Below are 22,669 nucleotides of genomic sequence, written 5' to 3'. Positions count from 1 at the left end.
AATGTAGAAGTGCCTGTTTTCCTTTGTACATCTCTACCTATTCAGACCAAGGGGAATGCAAAATACATTGACAGAAATTCTTATTTTTATATTCAGGCCTAAAATATTGAACAACGTCTTCCTTCATATTACCAAATGTCGTCTCTGGCTTATGCTTAAAGCCTTCATAAAACGCCGGGATAATCTCTTGTTTGAAATTGTTTCGCGGGAAGGCTTGTATAATTTCCTCACGCAAGTGTTCTGGGAATTGATCAAAGCCATCTCCCATTACATCTAAACCAACACCATGAAAGAGTAATGCAACTTCAGACTCTTTATGTTCTGCAACACCTGGTGTTGTATGCAACGCAATTGCATCCCATACAAGCTGGATCGCCCCATCGGGAATTTGATACTGCTGCAGAAAGCTTCTTGCTGCATTTGCACCATCTACCTCAAATCGCAAATCCGGGCTACTATACTGTTTCGTTAATCCTAAATCATGAAACAATGCACTAACATACAATAGCTCCAAGTCATACTTCTGCTTGGCGTTTACACCATTGACTGCACCAAATAAAAACACACGATTGGAATGATTCCACAATAAGTCATTCCCATAATCTCGTAAAATATCTGCTGCATCCTTCGCCAATTTAGAATCTGGAATTTTAATACCTGCTACTTCCTGTATCATCGTTAAAAATCCCCTTTACAATTTGCTAGTTCATCCCTATATGAACTGTCTCTATTGTAAATAAGATTTGATCACTTTCCTATACTATCATTTCTATGATAATGATAGATGAAATCTATTATAAAGATTTTTGTAAAGAAGCTATCGCAGTCTTTTCTGTATGGAAACGTAGCTTTTCAATTTCCTCAACTAATATTTGTATAAATTTACGTGCTGCATAATCAACAAAACAATTCTTTTTCATCACTAGATAAACCGTTCTTTCCAACGTAGGATTTTCAATCGGTTGAAGATACAAATTCTCGGTATCATAAAATTCATATAATGTACGCGAGACAATACTGTTTCCAACTCCACTTCGAACGAGCTTCAAAATAGATTCAACACTAGAAGTTTCTACTATGGGTTCTAGCTGCCTACCAAACGTCTGACTTGTTTTTTCAAGTATTTTTCTACATTGATGAATTGGCGGAAATAATATAAGCGGTTTATCTAAAACATTAGAGAATGAGAGCGCGCCGGCCCCTTCACTCCTTTGATTACTAATCAAGTAAAATTCATCATCGTATAATTTCGTTGCCTGCAGCATATTAGTCTGTTCCAAAGTAAAACCAATACCAAAATCAGCTTGGTTTTCTAAAACGGCTGTTTCCACTTGATCCGTTGTTTGAACAACCACTTTAATGTTGGGATACAATTGAGTGAATTTGACACACAATGTTGATACTAAATCCGTAATTTCTCCCGGCAATACAGCAATTTTCAGCTCTCCACATTCCATATTCGAAAATGCATTAATTTGAGTAGATATGCTTTGTACGGAACGTTGTATCGTTAATGCTTCTTGTCGGACAATTTCTCCAACCTTCGTAAGCTCAATCCGCTTACCAATACGGTTAAAAAGCGCATGTCCAATCTCTTGTTCTAGCATTTTAATCTGGTGGCTCAATGTCGGCTGCGAAATACCCAGTTTTTCGGCAGCCCTTGTAAAATGCATTTCTTTGCTAACCATTAAAAAATATTCCAAATGTCGGAATTCGATATGATTTCATCCCTTTCTAATCAAAGAATTAATAAATATTCGATACCTCATTCTAACATAGGAGGATTAATCAGAAGCAGTCATTCATTTTTAACTCCTGAACCTTTCGTGGTAGATTTAGTTTCATGGGTACATAAAATGATTCCGTCAATCTGAATATTGGTAGTGTCGTAATTATTTCTTACTGTTTTTCACCAGAATCATCTATCTCTTTAGCATTCAATATCGCATCCGCAAATTCAAAAAACGCGTCTTGCTTAACTAATGCAATTCCCTGTTTTTCATCTCCAAGCATTAATAAAGAATCACCTGGTTTAATATCAAATATGTCTCTAGCATCTTTCGGAATGACAATCTGCCCTTTCGTTCCTACTTTTACAACGCCAAATATATGTTTACCTTCTGGATTTGCCATCTTAATTCCTTCCTTTCTCTTTAAAGCTCTTTCGCAAAATCAAGTACAATTTTAATAAACGCCTTAGGGTGATCATAATGCACGTCATGACCTGATTTTATATTCATTCGCTTGCTACCACCAATAAGCTCTATGACGCGCTCCGTGTCCTCTTCACTTAGTGCAGCAAGCATAGTCCCATTTTTATCATACTTCGTCGACGCTTTAATAAAAACTGTCGGACAATCAATCTGCGAGAGTGTCTCCTCTTCATCAAATCCGTCAAACCAAGAATAGGTATAAAACGTTTCACCAAAACACCGGTCGTACGGGTACGTTATCGTCTCCCAAATACGATTAATCGCTGGTGGAAGATACCATACTTTTGCTGGTTTATGTGCATGCTTCCTTTTATAGAAAAGTGCGTCCTTTGCAAATCGATTCCAAAGCTTCTCTCCAAATACATTTTTCCAGTAGCTCCGCTTTAAATAGTAAGCAAAATAATCGTTTTCCTCATTTTGTTGTGTAAATTCGTGATACATGTTAAATCCATCAATCCAAACATAAGTCGTTTCACGTCTTCCTGGCTTCGTAGAGAAAAATGGAGCATCCTCAATGATGATGCCTTTCATATGTTCTGGTGCATTCGCTGCTAGCCAAGCTGTCAGCAAACCTCCAGAGGAGTGACCAGATACGATAACAGACTCCTGGATAACATGTTCAATAAACCACTTAAAATCTTCCCCCATTAATTGAGCTTTATATTTTTCTGGGTTCATCGAGGATTCCCCATGTCCGTGACAATCGACAGCATACACATGGAAATGTTCGGCAAGAGCAGGTAACACTTTGGCATAATCCTCCCAGGTCACTGCTTGACCGTGAATCAATAAAAGAGCTTGCTTTCCATTATCAGGACCCTCGCCATAATTTAACACTGTTCCATCAGCCAATGTTACTTGTTTTTCCATGAAACCAGCTTTGTACAATTTCTTAATAAGCTTTGTATCGTACGTTATATTTGTGTAAAAATAGCTACCAAAAAACAGAATTACAAACACAACGATTCCAATAGTAATTGTCATTTAGATAATCACACCACTCTATAAGTATTACTTTTCATACTTTGCATACTAATAATGCTTCTAGTTTTATAAAACTGCAAGATAGTTGCTTTCTACTTAATCAAAAAAATGAGCACCTATATTATCTAGGTACTCATCCTTTTAAACTAAAGTCTCGTTCTTCAAGTTTTTGCTCAAATGGGGTATCTTTTAATAACTTGCTTAACATTTGATTGGATTGTTGTAATTCTTCTTGTGTATAAACATGGTGAAGCATATTATACATTTCATTCTCAGCCTTCAGGATTACCGAATATTTTTCGTTCCCTAATGGGGTTAGTGTAAGTCTAACAAATCGAGAGTCTTTTTTATCTTTAATACGTTCTATTAGCTGGTCCTTAACCATTCTTTCAACTAACCTTGAAGGACTCCCTTCTTCACAAATTAACAAGGCTCCTAGTTGCTTTAGGGTAATAAATGGAGTATCTTTTAAAATCGTTATCACTTCTGCTTGTGAAGGTGTGACACCTATTTCTTTGAAGTAACTCTTTAAGAGTCTGTTCCCTTGCCTCTGAACTGCTAAGACAAGATACCTAAATTTCTCAGCTTCTTTTATATCTATTCTCATTTTTCTATTCTCCTTATTCAATGATTTGGGGTTTTACGTTAGCGTCATGATTTGCAATTACTTTTATACAATCCCTTTTTAGTGAAAAATCCCTCAGCCATTTCAAAGACTGATAGGCAGCCTTCCTATCCGTTGTTATTCCTGGAAGTATCATTTCTTTCCATGACCTTTCAGAATAACCGACATCGCTTGCTAATACCATCCAACCATTTTTCATTTTAACTAATGTTGAAATCATACCATCACTATGACCAGGAGTATAAACAAGGTAAAGCGTTTCATCCCGTAATAAATCAAAACCTTCTTTATACGGACCATATGGTATGTCCATTAATTCAAAAGTATCAATCGCAATATTATTCCACATGGTTTTTATGTAGCCCAACTTTTTTTGTGCAGCATTCCATTCTATTTTACTGGTAAGAATTTTTTTTGCATCCTTTACATGCCTTAAGCCACTAACATGATCAGAATGCATATGCGATAAAATAACAAAATCCAGCTCCTTACTACTCACACCTAGAGAATAGAGCTGTTCAGCTATAGACTTACCTTCTGGAAGCTCACCTTTATACATAGAATAAGCGAAGTTACCCAAATGTTTCCTTTGATTCAATCTCATGTCTTCGTTCCATCCAGTATCCACCAAAATTAAGCCTTTTGGATGTTCAATTAAATAAGAGGATACAGGTACCCACATTTTATTCTCCTTCCTCCTTAGCCACCCTGTATAAGGTGCTGGATGAAGACCACGTTCTTTATAAGCTAGAGAACGATAAATAAGAACTTTACCTGTATGCAATATATGTATTTTCATTTTTCTCCTCCTAACGAATTAAAATTGACAAATTACTACTCACAAAAAGATCTGTTAGTTCTACCGATGCATGATCTTTTAACCTAGTAAATTGGCTTAAACGCTCTTAATATATTAAAAAACTACTAACTAAGTAAAGTTGCATATCATTATTATTAAAAGAAAAATGCCGATTTTATATTTTACGCATCCTTTTTCTAACTTTGCACATATCAAGTGATCTTTTAATAAGATTAGATAATAGTGTTGCTCGATTTAATTGCCACCTATCTCAACTAAAATTTTCTGCTAAATCCGCTTTAGGAGAAATCAATTACGATATATTTATCCATTACCAAACAAAAGAAACATTAGGGTTAATCATTTATTGGATAAAACCAAGTTCTCCTACAGTAAAGAATATATGATGAAGCAGCTCACTTCCCTTTCGAATACGGAGGTCATTACTTAATCAAAAAAATGAGCACCAGCAATATGCTGTGCTCATTCTTTGTAAGAACATTATTGATTTGCTTGTTCTAACTGTGCTTCAATCTCAGCCATAATTTCCCCTGCTTCTTCCCAATTTCCATTAGAAAGGGCATCTTGATAATCGCTAAACAGCTCAGAGAATTCCTGCAGTAATTGATCGGAACCGGCAGAGGTTCCTGGAGTAGGCGTTTCCTCTTCTTCCGGTTCTGCTGATTCCTCAGTTTCACCTGATTCCTCTGGCTCTTCTTCGACATCTTCTGTTGACGGTCCCTCAGGCTGCAAGTCACTTGCGTCGATATCACCTCTAGCAAGCTCAAGGATACGTTCTAACGCTTCATCAAATGTTGCCTCCATAACGATATAATCTTGATATGCAACGACAACCTGTTTTACTTCTGGCAACGATGTTTCATTGGAAGACTCAATATAGATTGGTTCCACATAGAGCATCGTGTCTTCAAGCGGGATGGATAACAAGTTTCCGCGGATAACTTGAGAACCACCTTGTGACCAGAGATTTAACTCCTGAGAAATGACGCTGTCCTGGTTGATCCTATTTTCAATTTGCTGTGGACCATAGACATTCTCCTGTTTTGGAAAACGGTAGACAAACTTTTCTCCATAGTGCTCGCCATCATTACGTACACCAATCCAACCAACCATATTCTGTCGGTTTCGAGGTGTATATGGCATCATTAAAATAAATTCTTCTTCCTCATATTCTGGAAGCTTCATCGTTACATAATAAGGTTCCATTTCAATGTCTTCATTAAAATAATGCTCCGTCGGGAATTCCCAGCGGTCTTCGCGGTTATAGAAAATTTCCAGATTTGTCATATGATACGTTCCATATTTGTTTGCTTGGATCGTAAACAATCTTTCTGGGTAACGGAAATGACTATTCACATCTTCTGGAATTTCCGTTGTAAACAATTCCGGGAAGATATTTTGATACGTTCTGAGTAATGGATCTTCTGGTTCTGTAATAAAGAAATTAACTTCTCCAGTATACGCATCGATCATGACTTTCGCTGCATTTTTAATATAATTCTTATTATCTTGGTAGTTTTCTGCATATGGATAGCCTTGTTCTACAAGGTATGCATCAATTATCCAAGCTAGCGTCCCATCGTCACGTACGATAATATACGGGTCTGCATCATATTCGAAAAATGGTGCAATCCGGTTAACCCGATCTACGATATTCCGGGTATCGAGCAATTGACTTTCACTTGAAAGCTGATCCGACACGAGCATACGGAAGGATCCTTCATTAATAGCAAATAACAAACGGTTCCAACCACTTAGCTGAATCCCCTTATCTGCTTCATAGCGATTGGTCATATTTTCTTCTCCGGACGGATAATCGAATTCATCGACTGCCGAATTGACGATTACGTTTGGATATTCCAATTCCCCAAAGTAAATCTGCGGACGCTCAACGTTAACCGCTCCTTCCGGTGGAAGGTTTTTTACAATATATTGCGGCTGTCCTTGGGAAGTAACCTCATTAACCTGACTCATCGCAATCCCATATCCATGCGTATAGCGTAATGTCTGGTTTACCCATGTCTGAGCTTGCTCTGGCAAGTCATCGGTGTTCAATTCCCTTGCACCAATAAATACTTGCTGGTAATCGCCATCAATTTCATAGCGATCAACATCAATATCATTGAATTGATAATACGTACGGAATGTCTGCAATTGATTGTAAATATCAAGCAACGGGCGTGCATCATTAATTCGCACGTTATTAATGGTTAGCTCATTATTCTCAAGCATCTCTTCATCCAATGAATCCTGGTTACCTGGATGCTCCGTTATGTTAATATTTTCAAGATCATAAGCTTGCCTTGTGTAATTCAGATTATGCTCTAAGTAGGGCTGTTCGCGTTGAAACTCATTTGGCTCTACCATGTAATTTTGAACAACTGCAGAGACCCCTTGTCCAAGAATGATGAAAGCAATATAAGCAACAATTGGGATCAGCATCAAATTGATATTGCCTTTCCTTAGTGTAAGAATAATCCAAATCGCACCGATAACTGCTACTGCAGCTAGAACATAGGAAACAGGGATATTAATAATGCGATCGGTGTAACTTAGACCGTGCACCACACTAGTTTGAAAAACATTTACTTGATTCGTCAGCAATGTTTTAAATGGTGATAGTAAGTGTGTGCCTGCTAACAACACACCAATAATAGCAATGGTTAATCCAAGATGAATTTGCGCGGAACGATTCATGCGGTACATATGAAAAACAGAATACGCAGCAATCACAACTACAAGCATGAAGAAGCTTAGCCCTAGTAAAATATTGATAATCATTTCTAAAAATGGCAGCACAAACATGTAGAAGGAAATATCTCGGTTGAAGATAGGATCACTTTCTCCAAAAGTTTCATAGTTTAGTATCTTTAAGAGTGGTTCCCAGCCCACGCCCTGGACAATAATACTACCGATAAGTCCTGCGAACACAGCAATTGCGATAATTGCTCCATTCACGATTGCTTTCTTTTCATAGAGAAATGTGGGAAGCTGATGTAAATCGAAATGGCTTAAATAAGTTCTGCGTATCCAAAATACGGTCAACCAGGTTACAAAGCCAAAGATGACAAAACCAGCTGCTGCAAGTGCAAGTTTACTACCTAGAATTGTCGTGAACACGGTACCAAAATCAATGGAATCCATCCAAATATATTCTGTAATCCATTGGAATGCGATCGTACCTAAAATGAAAAGAAGAAACAGAATTCCAATAATGGCCCCGGTCCAACCACCAAACTTTTGTATCTTTTTCATTTGATTACGGTTTATGTTAACGTTAAAGTCCATATGCCCTCCTTTATCGGTTCCTTTCTAATCTTATTTTCCCAGGAAAAAATAAAGCTAGAACCGATTCCTATGTATTATTATCTATTCTATTATTTTACCAATAATGTATGCTTAAGTCATTTTTGGTTGTTTTATAATAAAGGCCAAAATGAATAAATAGAAGTTACCCCAGTTTAAGATACAAAGAAACAGGCCACGCTTGAGCAAGTCAAGGTGCCTGTCCCTACAGCTATCTTACTATCACACAGCCAATTCCAATGAATAAACCCCTAGAATAGTGTTATTTTCAAATCAATCCTACACTGTCCAAATGCGATAAATCGATAATTCGCTGGTTACGACTACCATAAAATTTTAAAGTTAAATCCCGTTCTTCGAAAATAAACGGACCATCAACGAGAACATCACAATAACGAAGTAATTCCTGCTTATATGGATCATTGGATGCAAGTAACTGTTCGAATGTATAACCCGTATATGCCCAAATGTTTTTCTGCAATTTTTTTAGTCGTTTCGCTACTTGACACACTTCCTTCGCTTGGAAAAATGGGTCACCACCAGATAAAGTGACATCTGTTAGCGGATTACTTGCCACCTCTTCAATAACCTCATCAACTGACATCTCCGTGCCGTTGCGGATATTCCAGCTTTTAGGATTGTGGCATCCTTTGCAAAAATGCGGACAACCAGCAAAGAAAATGACCGTTCGTAACCCTTCGCCATCAACAACCGAATCATGAATGATATTCATCACTTTCATTGATGTTTAACCCTTTCTCTTTCTTCTGCACTTTTGGCAGAATTCCACCGTTGCATATCTCCAACCAAGTAACCAGTAATTCTTCTGATTCGCCCGATCTTGCTTTCATCTGCATTCTGGCAGCTTGGGCACGCGTTATCGATGATCCCTGAATATCCACAAACTCCACACTGATCAACGGGATGATTGATGGCACCATAGCCAATATCGGATGTAGCCATCGCCTTCACTAAAACATCTAGCGCTTTTATATTTTTTGAAACATCTCCGTCACATTCAATGTACGTAATATGACCACCATTACATAATTTATGAAAGGAACCTTCAATTCTCGCCTTATCTATACTCTTGATATTGTAATAAACCGGAACATGGAAGGAATTCGTATAATAATCCCTGTCGGTTATACCAGGTATTTCCCCAAAAACCTGTTGATCGTTTCGCGTGAATTTTCCAGATAAACCTTCTGCAGGAGTTGCAATCAGTGAAAAATTTAAATCATAGTTTTCACTCGCTGCGTCAACCTTTTCTCGTAAATACTGAATGATTCGATATCCTAATTGATACGACTTCTCCGACTCACCATGGTGTTGACCCGTCAAAGCAACTAACGCTTCAGCCAATCCAATGAAGCCAACACTTAACGTTCCTTGTTTCAATACCTCATTAAGCTCATCTTCTAGCTGGAGGTGTTCACTGCCTTTCCAAATATGCTGACCATATAAGAATGGAAAATTCCCTGCCTTCTTTTTAACCTGAAACTCAAAACGTTCCAATAATTGTTTAATTGTTATTCCTACATAGTAGTCCAGTAGCTTAAAATAATCTTCTTCATCTTTTGCCACAAGTGCAAGTTTCACAAGATTAATAGAGGTAAAGGACAAATTCCCTCGCCCGACGCCCTTCTCTTCACCATGCCTATTTGCCATTACACGTGTTCGACACCCCATATAGGCTACTTCCGATTCTGGAGCACCATCATAATGCTCTATATTGAACGAAGAATCGATAAAACTAAAATTTGGGAATAGACGTTTCGCTGTCGTTTCAAGTGCTAGTTGGTACAAGTCATAATTCGGTTCTCTGTGTTCAAAATTAATTCCCTTTTTCATTTTAAAAATTTGAATAGGAAAAATAGGTGTTTCTCCATTACCTAATCCTACTTTAGTGGCTAGTAAAAGGTTTTTTACCAGGAGGCGACCAGCCATGGATGTATCCGTACCGTAATTGATGGAAACGAACGGGACTTGTCCCCCTCCACGCGAATGCATGGAATTACAATTATGTATAAAGGCTTCACATGCTTGGTATACATCCCGATCCGTTTCCTGCCAAGCTATCTTATCAACCGCTTCCTCAGTATATTGAGTAGCATAGCTTTGTAAACGTTTCTTGTTTTTCTCGAAGGTTTTATCCACATAAGGCGCGAGATCGTAATCAAACATTGGATAACTTTGCCCGCCATGCTGCATATTTTGATTAGATTGAAAGATAATGGATGCTAAAGCCATGGCACTTACGATATCTTTCGGTTCTCGCATATATCCATGTCCAGTGTTAAAACCATCTTTCAATACTTTTGCCAGTGGAATCTGACAGCAGGTGGTCGTTCCCGTTATTAAAAAATCAAGATCATGTGGGTGAATATAATTTTCATCAATTGCCTGCCTAATGTCTTCACTAAGTATCATTTGTTTTGCATACAATTTCGTTACCTCTGTGGAAACCTTTGACATTTGTCCCATCGGGGAATTTCCATCAACATTTGCATTCTCTTGAATTAGGTCATGATTACTTGAATAAACAATCTCATCCAACTTGTTTAGTGTAAAGTAGTGATTCGCTTCCGTTTGAATACTTGTACTCATTTTTTCGCTCTCCTATCAACAACCTATTTTTTTATTTCTCCCTGCTATATAGCTTTTGCATATCATCACTATATAGTTACAGGGGTAAAAACAAGTTCTAACTGATTGATTTCCCTTTTTAAATCAACACATATCTCAAAACACCATATTTTGCGTTAGTGAAGTAATGAGCATCTACATGTTGTATGTTACCATGTTGGATATTAGATTTCAATGCTGAAATAGCGCACATGCTTTTGTGAAATGGAGACTCACAATATTAGAGTGAGTGAAATATTTAGTAGTCCATGCTTTTGACACAAGTCTACTATATGAGTAACTAGGCATTGACCATTTCCACTCTTCAGTAAGAATAGGCGAGGTATTAAAAATAATTTCTCGCGAAGCGATTGTCATCTTTTGAATGTCAGGTGACAATTGATCAATCATTTGATCAACTTTTAGCCCAACTTTTTTCGGGGAAGAAGCACTTAATTTTAAGTATATTTGATATGAACCAGTATTCAAGTACGGAATTACTCGAGCTTCCGAGGAAAAATGATATTTTATCTTCGAGTGACAAAGTCTCCGCAATCTTTTTACCGATAATAGCGGTCATTATTCTCTCACCTCTAATCAGTTATTTGATTTAGAAATATTTACTATGATGTATGTTTTACAAGCGAATATGTTTACACTTAAATGATCCTTACCTAATCCATGTTCATTCAGTTACAAAACCAATGACTACTTAGAAATACTTCGCTATTTACCCCACTATAATATCACAACTTTCCGGCAATTCATCAAAGTTTATAATTATCAATTATAAAAATTAAATGAGAAAAAACATTTCAAAAATAAGAACTTCCGTTCTTGACTTATTTTATTTGTTTATATAAAATAACATTCATAGAAATAAATTATAATTAATATAAATTAAAAACAATTATATTTTGGAGGTTATTATATTGGGGAATACAAATGAAAACAAGAAGAGAATGACAACTGCATTTGGTAATCCTGTACCAAATGATTCAGATTCTAAGACAGCCGGCCCTCGTGGTCCGCTATTAATGGAAGATTACTGGTTCCTAGAAAAACTAGCTCACTTTGATCGTGAAGTTATCCCAGAGCGCCGTATGCATGCGAAAGGTTCTGGTGCTTACGGAACATTTACCGTTACGAATGATATTACGAAATATACAAAAGCAAACATCTTCTCAGAAGTAGGAAAGAAAACAGATATGTTTGTCCGCTTCTCTACCGTTGCTGGTGAACGTGGAGCTGCTGATGCAGAACGTGATATTCGTGGAACATCTATGAAGTTCTATACAGAGGAAGGTAACTGGGACCTTGTTGGGAATAATACTCCTGTATTCTTCATGAGAGATCCGAAACGATTCCCAGATTTAAACCATGTCGTAAAACGTGATCCTAAAACAAATATGCATAGCGCACAAGCAAACTGGGATTTTTGGACAAGTTTACCAGAGGCACTACACCAAGTAACCATTACGATGAGTGATCGTGGTATTCCTGCAAGCTATCGAAACATGCATATGTTCGGAAGTCATACGTATAGCTTTTTCAATGCAAATAATGAACGATTTTGGGTCAAATTCCACTTTAAAACACAACAAGGAGTTAAGAACCTAACTGACCAAGAAGCTGAAGCATTAGTTGGACGCGACCGCGAGAGCCATCAACGAGATTTATTTGAAGCGATTGAACGCGGCGATAATCCAAAATGGACCTTATATATCCAAGTAATGACAGAAGAATATGCGAGAACCATGAAAGATAACCCATTTGATATTACAAAAGTTTGGTATAAAGAGGATTTCCCACTAATTGAAGTTGGTGAGGTTGAATTAAATCGTAACCCAGAGAATTACTTTGAAGAAGTTGAGCAGGCTGCATTTGCTCCAACTAACATTGTTCCTGGTATTGGTTTCTCACCAGATAGAATGTTACAAGGCCGCTTATTCTCATATGGAGATGCACAACGCTATCGTTTAGGTGTAAACCACTGGCAAATCCCTGTCAACTATCCGAAGAACGCGAAGAATTTCAACCCATATCACCGTGATGGTGCCATGAGAGTCATCCCTCATGGAAATCAAGTCACATATAGTCCGAATAGCTATGGCGAATGGGAAGACAGCAAGGAACATCAAGAACCAGCACTAGATATATTCGGTAACGCTGATTATCATAACTTCCGCGAAGATGATGATAACTACTATGAACAGCCTGGTAAGCTATTCCGTTTAATGACTACTGAAGAGCAACAAAGACTATTTGAAAACACAGCAAGAAATATGCAAGGAACCACAAAAGAAATTCAATTAAGACATATCCATAATTGCTATCAAGCAGATCCAGCTTATGGTGAAGGTGTAGCCACAGCACTTGGCATTCCTGTGGATGAAATAGCAGACACTACTACGGTATAACAAATACAAGAGACTATCCTCACGATTATGAGGTAGTCTCTTGTATTATTCTTGTTTAGAGAACGTATAAAAACCCCTATCCAAAATCTTATAAACAACATACACATTTTTTTCTACTTGAAACCGTGCAATTAGTATTTCACCCCCGTACTAACTTTGTCCGTATTTTATTAGATACATATTCAACAATCAAAATCAGCACAACAAGCCCGATCAAAATCGAACCAACCTCAGACCAGCGATAAGAATTCATCGCAAAAATAAGTGGAGCACCAATCCCACCTGCTCCTACTAACCCAAGAACAGCTGCATCACGTAGATTCATATCAAAGCGGTAAATGATGATGGATAGAAATAAAGCTGAAAGCTGTGGCAGTATCCCAAATCGGATTTTTTCCATAACTGAACATCCAAGCGATTCCATCGATTCTAGAATGGACGTATCTAAATCTTCTATAACATCTACATACAATTTTGCTAGCATTCCTATACTTGTCAGTGACATTGTTAATACGCCGGCAAACGGACCTGGTCCCGTTACCCGGATAAACATTAGTCCATACACAATGGCAGGAATCGTTCTTATAAAAACAAGCAATAAACGGATGATGATCGCAACTGGCTTCGGTACAATATTTGAAGCAGATAAAAAGGCAAGCGGAATTGCCAGAACCGCTCCTACGATCGTACCCAAGAAAGCAATTGCTATTGTTTCAATTAGTAAATAAGGTACACCATTCGTAAAATTAAATAGCAATTCTACATCCGGTTGAACGAGACCTAATAGAATATTTTTTGCTATTGTTAGTCCATTTGCTGTTAATTGATCAAATTGAATGGCAGACAACGACCAACCAAAAAGGACGACCAAGATCAACCCTGTTATTAATTGTGAAAGGCGACGATTCGGCTCTAGATAATACTGTTTATCGATATGATTCATATGTAATCTCCTACTTTAATTTCTTTCGGTAATGCTCACTAATCGATTCAATCAGATAGACAACAACTACTAACATCAGTAAAATCATGCCGACATTTGAGTAGTTTCGCCAGCCAAGACTTTCATCTAGTAGTAGTCCAATACCTCCTGCCCCAACATACCCTAAAATTGCCGCATAACGTACGTTACCCTCAAAACAAAATAAAGATGTAGAAAAGTAATTAGGTAGTATTTGCGGAAAGATAGCATACCGAAACGATTGGATTGTTGTTAATCCCATCGAATGCATCGCTTCATATGCATCCATATTGACATTCTCTATTTGTTCATACAGTAATTTGCCAACATACGCGATTGTAAATAAGTAAATAGCAACTGTTCCTGCCATCGTTCCTAAACCAAAAATATAAGTAGCAATAAGAGCGACAATCAATGTTGGGAGTGTTCGCAATAAGCTTAGAACAAATTTTGTTGTGGATGAAACCCATGTTGACCTCGTAATATTACTTGCCGCAAGCATTGCTAACGGCAATGCAGAAATGGCACCTAAAAGTGATCCAAGTAGTGACATTTTAATGGTGTCTAATAAAGGCTTCCAAATGTGTGGAATATAAACCCATGTTGGTGAAAGCATTTCTTGTATAATGACAAGGAACTGACCGATTCGAGTGATTAACATTTCGAGATCGAACCCCGTAATTTGAATAGACCAATAGGAAAATCCAAGTAAAAGCACAATGATAAGAGGTGTCATCGGTCGTTTTTCCACCACGACTTTTCCATTTGGAAGTGTTAATTTCTTAGTTGGTAACAACTTCGCGTACATGGGCTATATCCTCCCCTTTATCAACCGATCCTTTATAAATCTGTTCTAAAATCTCATCTGTTACATCTTCTGAACGCCCGTCATAGACAATTTCCCCAGCACGTATGCCAATAATTCGATTCGCATATTCCAGTGCTAATTCGACATGGTGAATATTCATGATTACGGTCATTTGAAGCTCTTGATTGATTCGCCTGAAGTCTCCCATTACTTGATTCGCAGTCACTGGATCAAGTGATGCCACAGGCTCATCTGCTAAAATAATTTTGGGGTTTTGAGCAAGTGTACGAGCGAGAGCTACGCGCTGTTGCTGCCCGCCTGACAATTGATCAACCCTTACGTATGCTTTATCTAAAATACCAACCTGATCAAGTGCCATTAAAGCTTGTTTTTTCTCTTTTTCTGTAAAGACACCTAGTATCTTTCTCCACAGAGGCATTTCAGGGACAAAGGAGACGAGCACATTTTTCATAACCGAGATACGAGTGACCAAGTTAAAAGACTGAAAAATCATCCCAATATTGCGACGTAATTGACGTATCCCCCTTCCGTTTAATGTGCTGATTTCAACATTGTCTACCGATAAAGACCCGTTCGATATATCATGCATACGATTAATACAACGTAATAACGTGGATTTTCCCGCGCCTGAAAGCCCAATAATGGCTACATATTCTCCTTGTTTAATCTGGAGATCAATATCCTTTAACGCCAATAAACCATTGGGATATTGTTTGTTAACGTTTTTAAATGCAATCATGTTGATACTCCAATCCTAGAAAAAAATGAGAACATGGAATAACGTTCTCATTTTTCCTATCATTCTATTAGATTTCTATTGATTTAGTTTGAGCCTACTTGCTGTACAATTTCTTGGGCTTTACGTTCATTATCATAGTCTGCATCTGTTGCTTCTTGATACCCTTCATGACTGTAGATTGCAATGACTTCTTTTCCCTCTTCTGATTCTCCGATATTAATAAATGCTGTTTGTAATGCTGCTTTCAATTCATCATTCATTGTTTCAGAATTTTTGCTGACACTAATCGTATCATTATAGATTGCTGGCATAACGCCAATGACATCCGTTTCTTCCCAAATATCAGCGTCACGACCGTATTCCGTTGTCCACGTCTCTTCAAAATCACGACGAGCATCTGCATACGTAACTAATACATCTGTTTGCCCTGTAGCTAAACGAGCAAATGCACTACCGTATGAATCAGCTGGTACTACTTTCGATAAGTCCGTAATTGTCTTATCAAAGTTTTCTTGTAACCATAATGCAGGGTAAATGTAACCTGCTGGAGAAGATGAAGACATAACATTCCAAGTAGCATTATCGACATCTTCAAATGTCAGCTCCTCACCATTATTCACTTTCTCCGCTAAAGCCTTCCCTATTTCTGTAGGACCAGCAATTAATAATGCACGATAAGAGGTAGTCTGTTCATCCGTTGGCTCCGTTGGTTCATTTGTATTCCAATCGGCAGGATCATCAGAATCATTACTTAAACCTGCTCGTGTAGAAGTTAAAAGGACTTCTGCTCCGTCATCATATAAAACATATGTACCACCCGGAATAAAACCGATATCCGTTGTTCCTGCTGATAACGCTTCTCCCACTGCTTCATAATTCGTTCCTACATTGATCTCAATATCATTAACATCATATCCTAAACCTGATAGTTCTTCTTTTAACAATTCCTTTAACGGCTCTGTAGCAGTAATAATTTCCTCCGGCTCACGAGAAGGCACAAATCCAATGGATAATCTCTCAATTGCCTCATTTTGTGTTGCATCACTAGAATTAGCATCTTCAGTTGAAGCATCACTTTCTGCAGGCTCATCTCCACAAGCCACTAAGACTACCGATAATAGTAATGCTACAGCAAATAAAATAACCTTTTTCATGTAACGATCCTCCTATAGTTTAATAGGGTCAGTTTAACAGAATTATATTAATTGACTGTAAATTAATTGTTAACTTATTCCTATAAAATCATAGAGTAAAAATTTATTATCTAGAGGTAAAAAAGTCTATATTACTGCCAAATTTCACACCTCATTTTTTGTTAAGTGTTGGGAATTTATAAGAACTAAACTACCAAAAAAATAAAGATTGCAAGTACGATGGAAAAAGAGTAGAATTCTAATATTGCTTAGGAAAAAGAATGTAGGAGACACACAAATGAAGAAGAGAAAAGAAATGACATTAGCCATATTACTTATGAATATATTTTTTGTCTTTTTAGGAATCAGCTTAGTCATACCAGTATTGCCAACGATAATGAATGAATTAAATATTAGTGGTACAGTTGTTGGATATTTAACAGCAGCATTTGCCTTAACACAATTAATTTTTTCTCCATTCGCGGGAAAAGCTGCCGACAAATTTGGTCGTAAAATTATGATCGTGATCGGCTTATTTATTTTCAGCTTTTCCGAACTATTATTCGGAATGGGAAAAACAATAGAAGTTTTATTTGTATCACGTATTTTAGGCGGTGTCAGTGGTGCTTTTATCATGCCAGCCGTGACGGCATTTATTGCAGACGTTACTACAATAGAGAAACGTCCAAAAGCACTTGGCTATATGTCCGCAGCGATTAACACCGGATTTATTATCGGACCTGGTATCGGTGGTTTCTTAGCAGAAATCGGTACACGGGTCCCATTTTATTCAGCGGCTGCATTTGCTTTTGTCGTTGCGATTTTATCCATTTTTACACTGCGCGAGCCTAATTCTAAAGCAGAAGAAACGCTGGATGAATCGCCAGCAGCTGGAAAGAATAGCTTAAAGAAAATGTTGAAACCAATGTTCTTCATTGCCTTTATCGTGATTTTCATATCCTCATTTGGCTTAGCTGCATTTGATTCTTTATTCAGCTTATATGTCGATCATAAATTCGCATTTAGCCCGTCGGACATAGCCATTGCCATTACAGGTGGGGCAATTATCGGTGCATTTTTTCAGATTTTATTATTTGATCCATTAACAAGATATATGGGAGAAATTAATATTATCCGTTGGTCATTACTATTTTCAACGATTATTGTATTTGCGATGACACTCGTAAACAGCTACTGGGCAGTTATGGCGGTGACATTTACGGTATTCATCGGATTTGATCTCATTCGTCCAGCTGTAACAACGTATTTATCACGGATTGCTGGTAATGATCAGGGGTTTGTTGGTGGTATGAACTCTTTCTTCACCTCGCTTGCCAATGTATTTGGCCCAATACTGGGAGGCATGCTGTTTGATATCGATATAAATTATCCATTTTACTTCAGTGTCGTTGTGATTATACTGGGTCTTGGTATGACGATGTTCTGGAAGGATCCACATTTGAAGGGGATTTGAATATCACCTTCCATTCAACATTATTAATTACTTTTAAAAAACAGCCATCCATCTCCCACCTCAACATACTAGGCGGAGATGGATGGCTGAAATAGTTAATTAAATACAGGTATCTATTAACTACGAACCTGTTCTCCAACAATATTCCCAATACGGCTCAATCCATTTTCAGCGGTTAAAATCATCTCATCAAATAGCTCCTGCACTGTTGGTACATTGTTGATAAGGCCAATTACCTGTCCAGCCCATCCAAAACCTTCTTCTTCATGTCCATCATAGATATATCTACAATTGGTTTTGCCACTGATCATGTCCTTCAGATCTTCGTACGTTGCTCCTTGGTGTTCATGTTCGATAATATCTAGCGCATAATCTGATTGAAGAACTCGACCTGGTGCACCTAATGATTTTTTAATAATAACTGTATCTGTCTCTTGTGCTTGAACGAGCGCATCTTTGTATTCGTTATGTGCATGGACGCATTCTTTGGTAGCAATAAAACGAGTCCCCATTACAATTCCTTCTGCACCAAGAGAAAAAGCTGCTAATAAGCCTCTGCCATCCCCTATTCCGCCTGCCGCTAATACAGGAATGGATACATGATCTACGATACGAGGAATGAGCACCATTGTACCAATATCATCACGTCCTAAATGGCCTCCGCCTTCTTGTCCTACAGCAATAAGAGCATCCGCTCCAAGTTGCTCCGCTTTTTGCGCGTGTCTAACTCCTGAAACAAGAACGAACGTCTTGATATTCTCACCTTTGAGTCGTTCTAAAACTGGTTGTGGGTTTCCACCGGTAATGGAGATTACTGGCACCTTTTCTTCAATTGCCACTTCTAATAATTCCTCATACTCCCCGTTATACCTTGCGATGGCAAAGTTTACACCAAACGGCTTGTTTGTAAGCTTACGTACTTTATGAATTTCATTACGAAGGTTTTTAGGTGTACGTAAAGTTGCTGCTGTGATCTGTCCCAATCCTCCTGCATTTGAAACAGCAGCAGCTAATTCCGCATAACCTAAATAAGCCAGTCCACCTTGTATGATCGGATATTGAATTCCAAACATCTCTGTTATACGAGTTTTCATTGCCTTTTCACCTTCCTCATTAGTGTTTACAATTATATTAACACTTGTTACTATTACTTGGTACTAATTTATACATATAGTTATTTTCGAATGGGGTTTGATGCAAATATAGCTAGTTCGAATTTAATTTAATGGCCACTTTCTAAATAAAGGTACAATTCTTTGTGAACGGAATTGTACCGATTGTTTTAAACGTAAAGAGCGTTAACTTGTTTTGAAATAAAAGATACTTTATACTTCAATTTGTTTAATGATTCTAGCAGGATTACCCCCAACTACTACATTATCAGGTATATCTTTCGTAACTACTGCACCAGACCCAATCACAACATTATCTCCTACCGTTACTCCTGGATTTATGATTGCACTTCCTCCAATCCATACATTGTTGCCAATCGTAATCGGCTTTCCGCTTTCTATTCCAGAGTTTCGTTCTATTGGATGAAGCGGATGTGTCGCTGTATAGATTTGTACTCTAGGACCAAGCATACAATTATCTCCAAAACGTACTTCACAAATATCTAAAAACGTACAGTCAAAGTTTGCGTAAAAATTGTCACCTACGTGTGTATTATAGCCATAATCAAATCGTATAGTTGGCTCTATATATATGTTTTCTCCAGTCGATCCGAGTAATTCCTTTAATATGTTTGTTCGTTTTTCTCCCTCTGTTTCTAACGTTTGGTTATATATCCTAACCTTACGCCTTGCTTCCGTGCGATCCTGCACTAATTCTGGGTCAGCTGGGTTATACATTTCTCCAGATATCATTTTTTCTTTTTCTGTTTTCATTTTAAATGACCTACTTTCAACTCTAATGAATTTCAAAAATCTAAATGTCCTTCCTGTTCCTTGCTTATACAAAGAAGTCAGCCTCTACATTATACCGTTTCTTGTTCATATTCCTTTTTAAATTATCGTTAAAATCTATGCCTTATATTCACCTTACCATCAACATCTGTAAATTTAACATATTTAATAAGCAAAAAGAACCCACATTGAATCATGGATTCTTTCTAAATGGCATTATATTTAGTTTTAATTTTTTATTCATGTTATTCCATATCTAATAGCTTCATGGCTCGCTACAAAACAAGAAAGCTTAATCTCTTTCTCTCGCTCGCTGTGTATCTCGAATATTTTTCTGAACGGTTACCGCAGCGAATATACTAAGCACAAATGCCATCCCATAAAATCCTTTTTCACTTAAAACAATACTTCCCGCATTGTATAAACCGATGCCAATCAGTAAAATCGATATAATAAGTGCAATCCAACTGATACCAAAATAAATGTTCGTAACTGGGATTCCTTCTTCTTTATCCCGTACTGCTTTTTGTAAAGATACCGCAGAATAAAGCCCGAATACTAAAACTGCAAAATAATAGCCTTTTTCATTCAGTTCCATTGCTGCGTTAAACAGACCGATTAGATAAGCTGCAACACCGATCAATAAAGCTCCCCAAGAAGCTCCTTTGAAAGCTGCGGTTGGTTCTCCCTCTTTTCTTTCTAACTTTACCTTTGGATCATCTTCTCTTTCCTTATCCACTAACCTCTCATGCTCATTAGACATTAGACTCCCCCCGTTCTTATTGCTAATTATAAGTATCCGGTTCAGCAGCGCGCTTTTCTACACTTATTATACTTAATATTCCTACAAATAGAAGTTAAATTTATAAAAGAGTCCTGTATAATAATCAAACCTTTTTCACGATGTACTAAAACAGCTTCAATAACTGAATGCTAAAAAACAAAAATCCTGCACAAACAGGATTTTTGTTAAACTTTTTCTGATTAGATTTTTGTATGGATACTATTAAGTGCAGGCTCGTACTATTTGTAACTAATATCCAAAAAACGCATCTTTTTTGATATTGCGTTTGGGAACATCCATATTTCTTAAATGGCTTGAAATAGACTCCACCATGGATTTTGGTCCTGCAATAAAGTATTTACCGTCGTTCTTATATAAGTCGCTAAACGTATCTATCTCCTGATGCAAGTCATCCCTTGCATCAAGGTAAGTTACATGTATGGCAGGATTGTTAGCAATTTCATCAAGCTCATCTTTAAAAATGTAAGATTTATCGCTATCTAAATAAAGCAGGTGTATTGGGTTCTCATGGAGATTTCCTTCCGCTTCTATTTGTTTTAGGATTGATCGAAATGGGGTAATGCCAATCCCACCTGCAATGAGGATGGTAGGACTTTTATTTTCCAAATAAAATGGTCCTACAGGTCCGCTCATACTAACCTTCATTCCTTGGTTGAGTTCTAACATTGCCTGTTTAAAATCACTTGGATTATCATTAATCCGCATGGATAGTCTAACAACATTTTCTGCAGGAGCAGACGCCACTGTAAATGGTCGTGTAGCATTTTTTATTTTCTTATGCGTGATACTAAACAGACCGTGTTGCCCTGCTTTCCAGGTGAAATCATCCGGTTTTTCAAATAGAAAGGTATATACACCTTCTGATTCTTTATAGCTTTCTAAAAACGATAATTCTCTTTTCTTAAACACCGCTATCATATCTTTGAAGAAACTCATTTTCTTATCTCCCTTTTTAAAATTAGCTACCCATACACATGTTAGTAATTGGGCAATTGATAGCCTATAATAGTTCGGGGCTGTTTCACTGGCCCCCGGTTTAAAAATTCTGTATGAGGCAAGGAGAAAGACAATAATGCTTATTGATCCAACACTTTACCAAGCTGTTCACCCATTTTCGTCCAACTGTATATTGCCCCCTCGATAGCTCCTTTGGTGGCTTTTGTTTCTTCACTGAATCCAACTTGATCGAAGTGCAAGTGAGTAGTTCCATCTGAACCTTCCTTCAACGTCCATGTAACAGTAGTGTTCTCACCTTGGCTTGCCCACGTATAAGATAATTTATGGGGCTCTTCCACTTCAAGCACTTCGCAATCTACAATTCCGTTCCACCATTTATTTGGCTCCGCTCGAAATTGGAATTTATGTCCAACTACTGGCTTAAAGTCATTTTCCCATATCCATTTTGCAAGCATTTCCGAATCTGTTAATGCCTTCCACACTTCTTCAATTGAACTTGTATATTTAAAATCTAATGATACATCTGCTTTCATTTTTTGTTCCTCCAATAAAAGATTTAATTTAAACATTCTTTCCTTCCAGAAATCTTCATAAAAAGATACCCAGTCGTGAATCTCCTTCAAAGGGGCGGCATTCAACCGATACCTCGTTTCCCTGCCAACCTTTCTGCTGGTCACAAGTCCAGCCTCTTTTAGGATTGCCAAATGCTTTGAAACTGCCGTACGACCCATTTCGAAAGGGACAGTTAATTCATAAAGCGGTAATTCTACCGCATCCGCTAATAGACGAAGCAGCTTCCTTCGGGTGTGATCGGAAATAGCATCATAAACATCTCTTTCCACTCCCTTTTCGCTCAATATCACCATCCCCT

The 22,669-nt window shown here is 37.6% G+C and carries 21 protein-coding genes and 1 pseudogene; 2 read left to right on the top strand and 20 right to left on the bottom strand.

The window, feature by feature from the left end:
* Nucleotides 1–37: 37 nt before the first annotated feature.
* The 10 genes from F1560_RS21595 to F1560_RS22820 form a co-directional block, all read right to left on the bottom strand.
* Nucleotides 38–676, bottom strand: a complete 639-nt coding sequence (locus F1560_RS21595) for an HD domain-containing protein (RefSeq protein ID WP_149476672.1) — start codon at nt 674–676, stop codon at nt 38–40.
* Nucleotides 677–794: 118 nt separating this feature from the next.
* Nucleotides 795–1,703, bottom strand: a complete 909-nt coding sequence (locus tag F1560_RS21590) for a LysR family transcriptional regulator (RefSeq protein ID WP_275955869.1) — start codon at nt 1,701–1,703, stop codon at nt 795–797.
* Nucleotides 1,704–1,899: 196 nt separating this feature from the next.
* On the bottom strand, nt 1,900–2,133 hold the full coding sequence (locus F1560_RS21585) for an AbrB/MazE/SpoVT family DNA-binding domain-containing protein (RefSeq protein WP_149476670.1): 234 nt from the start codon (nt 2,131–2,133) through the stop codon (nt 1,900–1,902).
* Nucleotides 2,134–2,153: 20 nt separating this feature from the next.
* Nucleotides 2,154–3,197, bottom strand: a complete 1,044-nt coding sequence (locus tag F1560_RS21580) for an alpha/beta fold hydrolase (protein WP_149476669.1) — start codon at nt 3,195–3,197, stop codon at nt 2,154–2,156.
* A gap of 133 nt (nt 3,198–3,330) precedes the next feature.
* Nucleotides 3,331–3,804, bottom strand: a complete 474-nt coding sequence (locus F1560_RS21575) for a MarR family winged helix-turn-helix transcriptional regulator (RefSeq protein ID WP_149476668.1) — start codon at nt 3,802–3,804, stop codon at nt 3,331–3,333.
* A 13-nt stretch (nt 3,805–3,817) separates the two neighbouring features.
* Entirely contained in the window at nt 3,818–4,621 is an 804-nt protein-coding gene (locus F1560_RS21570) for an N-acyl homoserine lactonase family protein (RefSeq protein ID WP_149476667.1), read from the bottom strand.
* Nucleotides 4,622–5,122: 501 nt separating this feature from the next.
* Nucleotides 5,123–7,930 carry a UPF0182 family membrane protein gene (locus F1560_RS21565; RefSeq protein WP_149476666.1) on the bottom strand — a complete coding sequence of 936 codons (2,808 nt, stop codon included), beginning with the start codon at nt 7,928–7,930 and terminating at the stop codon, nt 5,123–5,125.
* Nucleotides 7,931–8,216: 286 nt separating this feature from the next.
* Nucleotides 8,217–8,690, bottom strand: coding sequence for an anaerobic ribonucleoside-triphosphate reductase activating protein (nrdG, locus tag F1560_RS21560; protein ID WP_149476665.1), 474 nt, complete (start codon nt 8,688–8,690; stop codon nt 8,217–8,219).
* A complete protein-coding gene (locus F1560_RS21555) occupies nt 8,687–10,558 on the bottom strand; it encodes an anaerobic ribonucleoside triphosphate reductase (protein WP_149476664.1) in 1,872 nt (623 codons plus the stop codon). Before F1560_RS21555 ends, nrdG begins: the two co-directional genes overlap by 4 nt.
* 210 nt (nt 10,559–10,768) lie before the next feature.
* A complete protein-coding gene (locus F1560_RS22820; protein ID WP_425466050.1) occupies nt 10,769–10,954 on the bottom strand; it encodes a DUF1801 domain-containing protein in 186 nt (61 codons plus the stop codon).
* Between the two features lie 584 nt (nt 10,955–11,538).
* Here F1560_RS22820 and F1560_RS21545 point away from each other — a divergent pair.
* On the top strand, nt 11,539–12,996 hold the full coding sequence (locus F1560_RS21545; RefSeq protein ID WP_187773798.1) for a catalase: 1,458 nt from the start codon (nt 11,539–11,541) through the stop codon (nt 12,994–12,996).
* Nucleotides 12,997–13,135: 139 nt separating this feature from the next.
* Here the strand turns inward: F1560_RS21545 and phnE (F1560_RS21540) are convergent, their stop codons facing one another.
* From phnE (F1560_RS21540) to F1560_RS21525, 4 genes are all read right to left on the bottom strand, one after another.
* On the bottom strand, nt 13,136–13,939 hold the full coding sequence (phnE, locus tag F1560_RS21540) for a phosphonate ABC transporter, permease protein PhnE (RefSeq protein ID WP_149476661.1): 804 nt from the start codon (nt 13,937–13,939) through the stop codon (nt 13,136–13,138).
* 10 nt (nt 13,940–13,949) lie between these two features.
* Nucleotides 13,950–14,765 (bottom strand): phosphonate ABC transporter, permease protein PhnE, encoded by an 816-nt coding sequence (gene phnE, locus F1560_RS21535; protein WP_149476660.1) that lies wholly within the window; start codon nt 14,763–14,765, stop codon nt 13,950–13,952.
* Nucleotides 14,740–15,525, bottom strand: a complete 786-nt coding sequence (gene phnC, locus F1560_RS21530) for a phosphonate ABC transporter ATP-binding protein (RefSeq protein WP_149476659.1) — start codon at nt 15,523–15,525, stop codon at nt 14,740–14,742. The genes phnE (F1560_RS21535) and phnC overlap by 26 nt, the downstream gene beginning before the upstream one ends.
* Nucleotides 15,526–15,608: 83 nt before the next feature.
* Complete coding sequence (locus tag F1560_RS21525) at nt 15,609–16,679, bottom strand: phosphate/phosphite/phosphonate ABC transporter substrate-binding protein (protein WP_149476658.1); 1,071 nt, start codon at nt 16,677–16,679, stop codon at nt 15,609–15,611.
* Nucleotides 16,680–16,956: 277 nt separating this feature from the next.
* On the opposite strand from F1560_RS21525, the gene norA reads away from it, so the two are divergent.
* Complete coding sequence (gene norA / locus F1560_RS21520; protein WP_149476657.1) at nt 16,957–18,132, top strand: multidrug efflux MFS transporter NorA; 1,176 nt, start codon at nt 16,957–16,959, stop codon at nt 18,130–18,132.
* Nucleotides 18,133–18,248: 116 nt separating this feature from the next.
* Here norA and F1560_RS21515 read toward each other — a convergent pair whose 3' ends face one another.
* The 6 genes and pseudogenes from F1560_RS21515 to F1560_RS22695 form a co-directional block, all read right to left on the bottom strand.
* On the bottom strand, nt 18,249–19,226 hold the full coding sequence (locus F1560_RS21515) for an NAD(P)H-dependent flavin oxidoreductase (RefSeq protein WP_149476656.1): 978 nt from the start codon (nt 19,224–19,226) through the stop codon (nt 18,249–18,251).
* Nucleotides 19,227–19,457: 231 nt separating this feature from the next.
* The gene (locus tag F1560_RS21510) at nt 19,458–20,018 is read right to left on the bottom strand and encodes a sugar O-acetyltransferase (protein ID WP_149476655.1); all 561 of its coding nucleotides are present in this window, start codon (nt 20,016–20,018) and stop codon (nt 19,458–19,460) included.
* Between the two features lie 310 nt (nt 20,019–20,328).
* Nucleotides 20,329–20,799, bottom strand: a complete 471-nt coding sequence (gene yiaA, locus F1560_RS21505) for an inner membrane protein YiaA (RefSeq protein WP_149476654.1) — start codon at nt 20,797–20,799, stop codon at nt 20,329–20,331.
* Between the two features lie 270 nt (nt 20,800–21,069).
* The gene (locus F1560_RS21500) at nt 21,070–21,777 is read right to left on the bottom strand and encodes an FAD-dependent oxidoreductase (RefSeq protein ID WP_149476653.1); all 708 of its coding nucleotides are present in this window, start codon (nt 21,775–21,777) and stop codon (nt 21,070–21,072) included.
* 140 nt (nt 21,778–21,917) lie between these two features.
* Nucleotides 21,918–22,331: an SRPBCC family protein gene (locus tag F1560_RS22530; RefSeq protein WP_245347822.1), complete on the bottom strand. Its 414-nt coding sequence runs from the start codon at nt 22,329–22,331 to the stop codon at nt 21,918–21,920.
* Nucleotides 22,332–22,664: pseudogene (locus F1560_RS22695) on the bottom strand (ArsR/SmtB family transcription factor); the annotation flags it as partial.
* Nucleotides 22,665–22,669 lie beyond the last annotated feature (5 nt).

The sequence above is a fragment of the Oceanobacillus polygoni genome, from assembly GCF_008304605.1.
GTDB lineage: Bacteria > Bacillota > Bacilli > Bacillales > Amphibacillaceae > Oceanobacillus > Oceanobacillus polygoni.
This window is presented reverse-complemented; position numbering and strand designations above follow the sequence as displayed.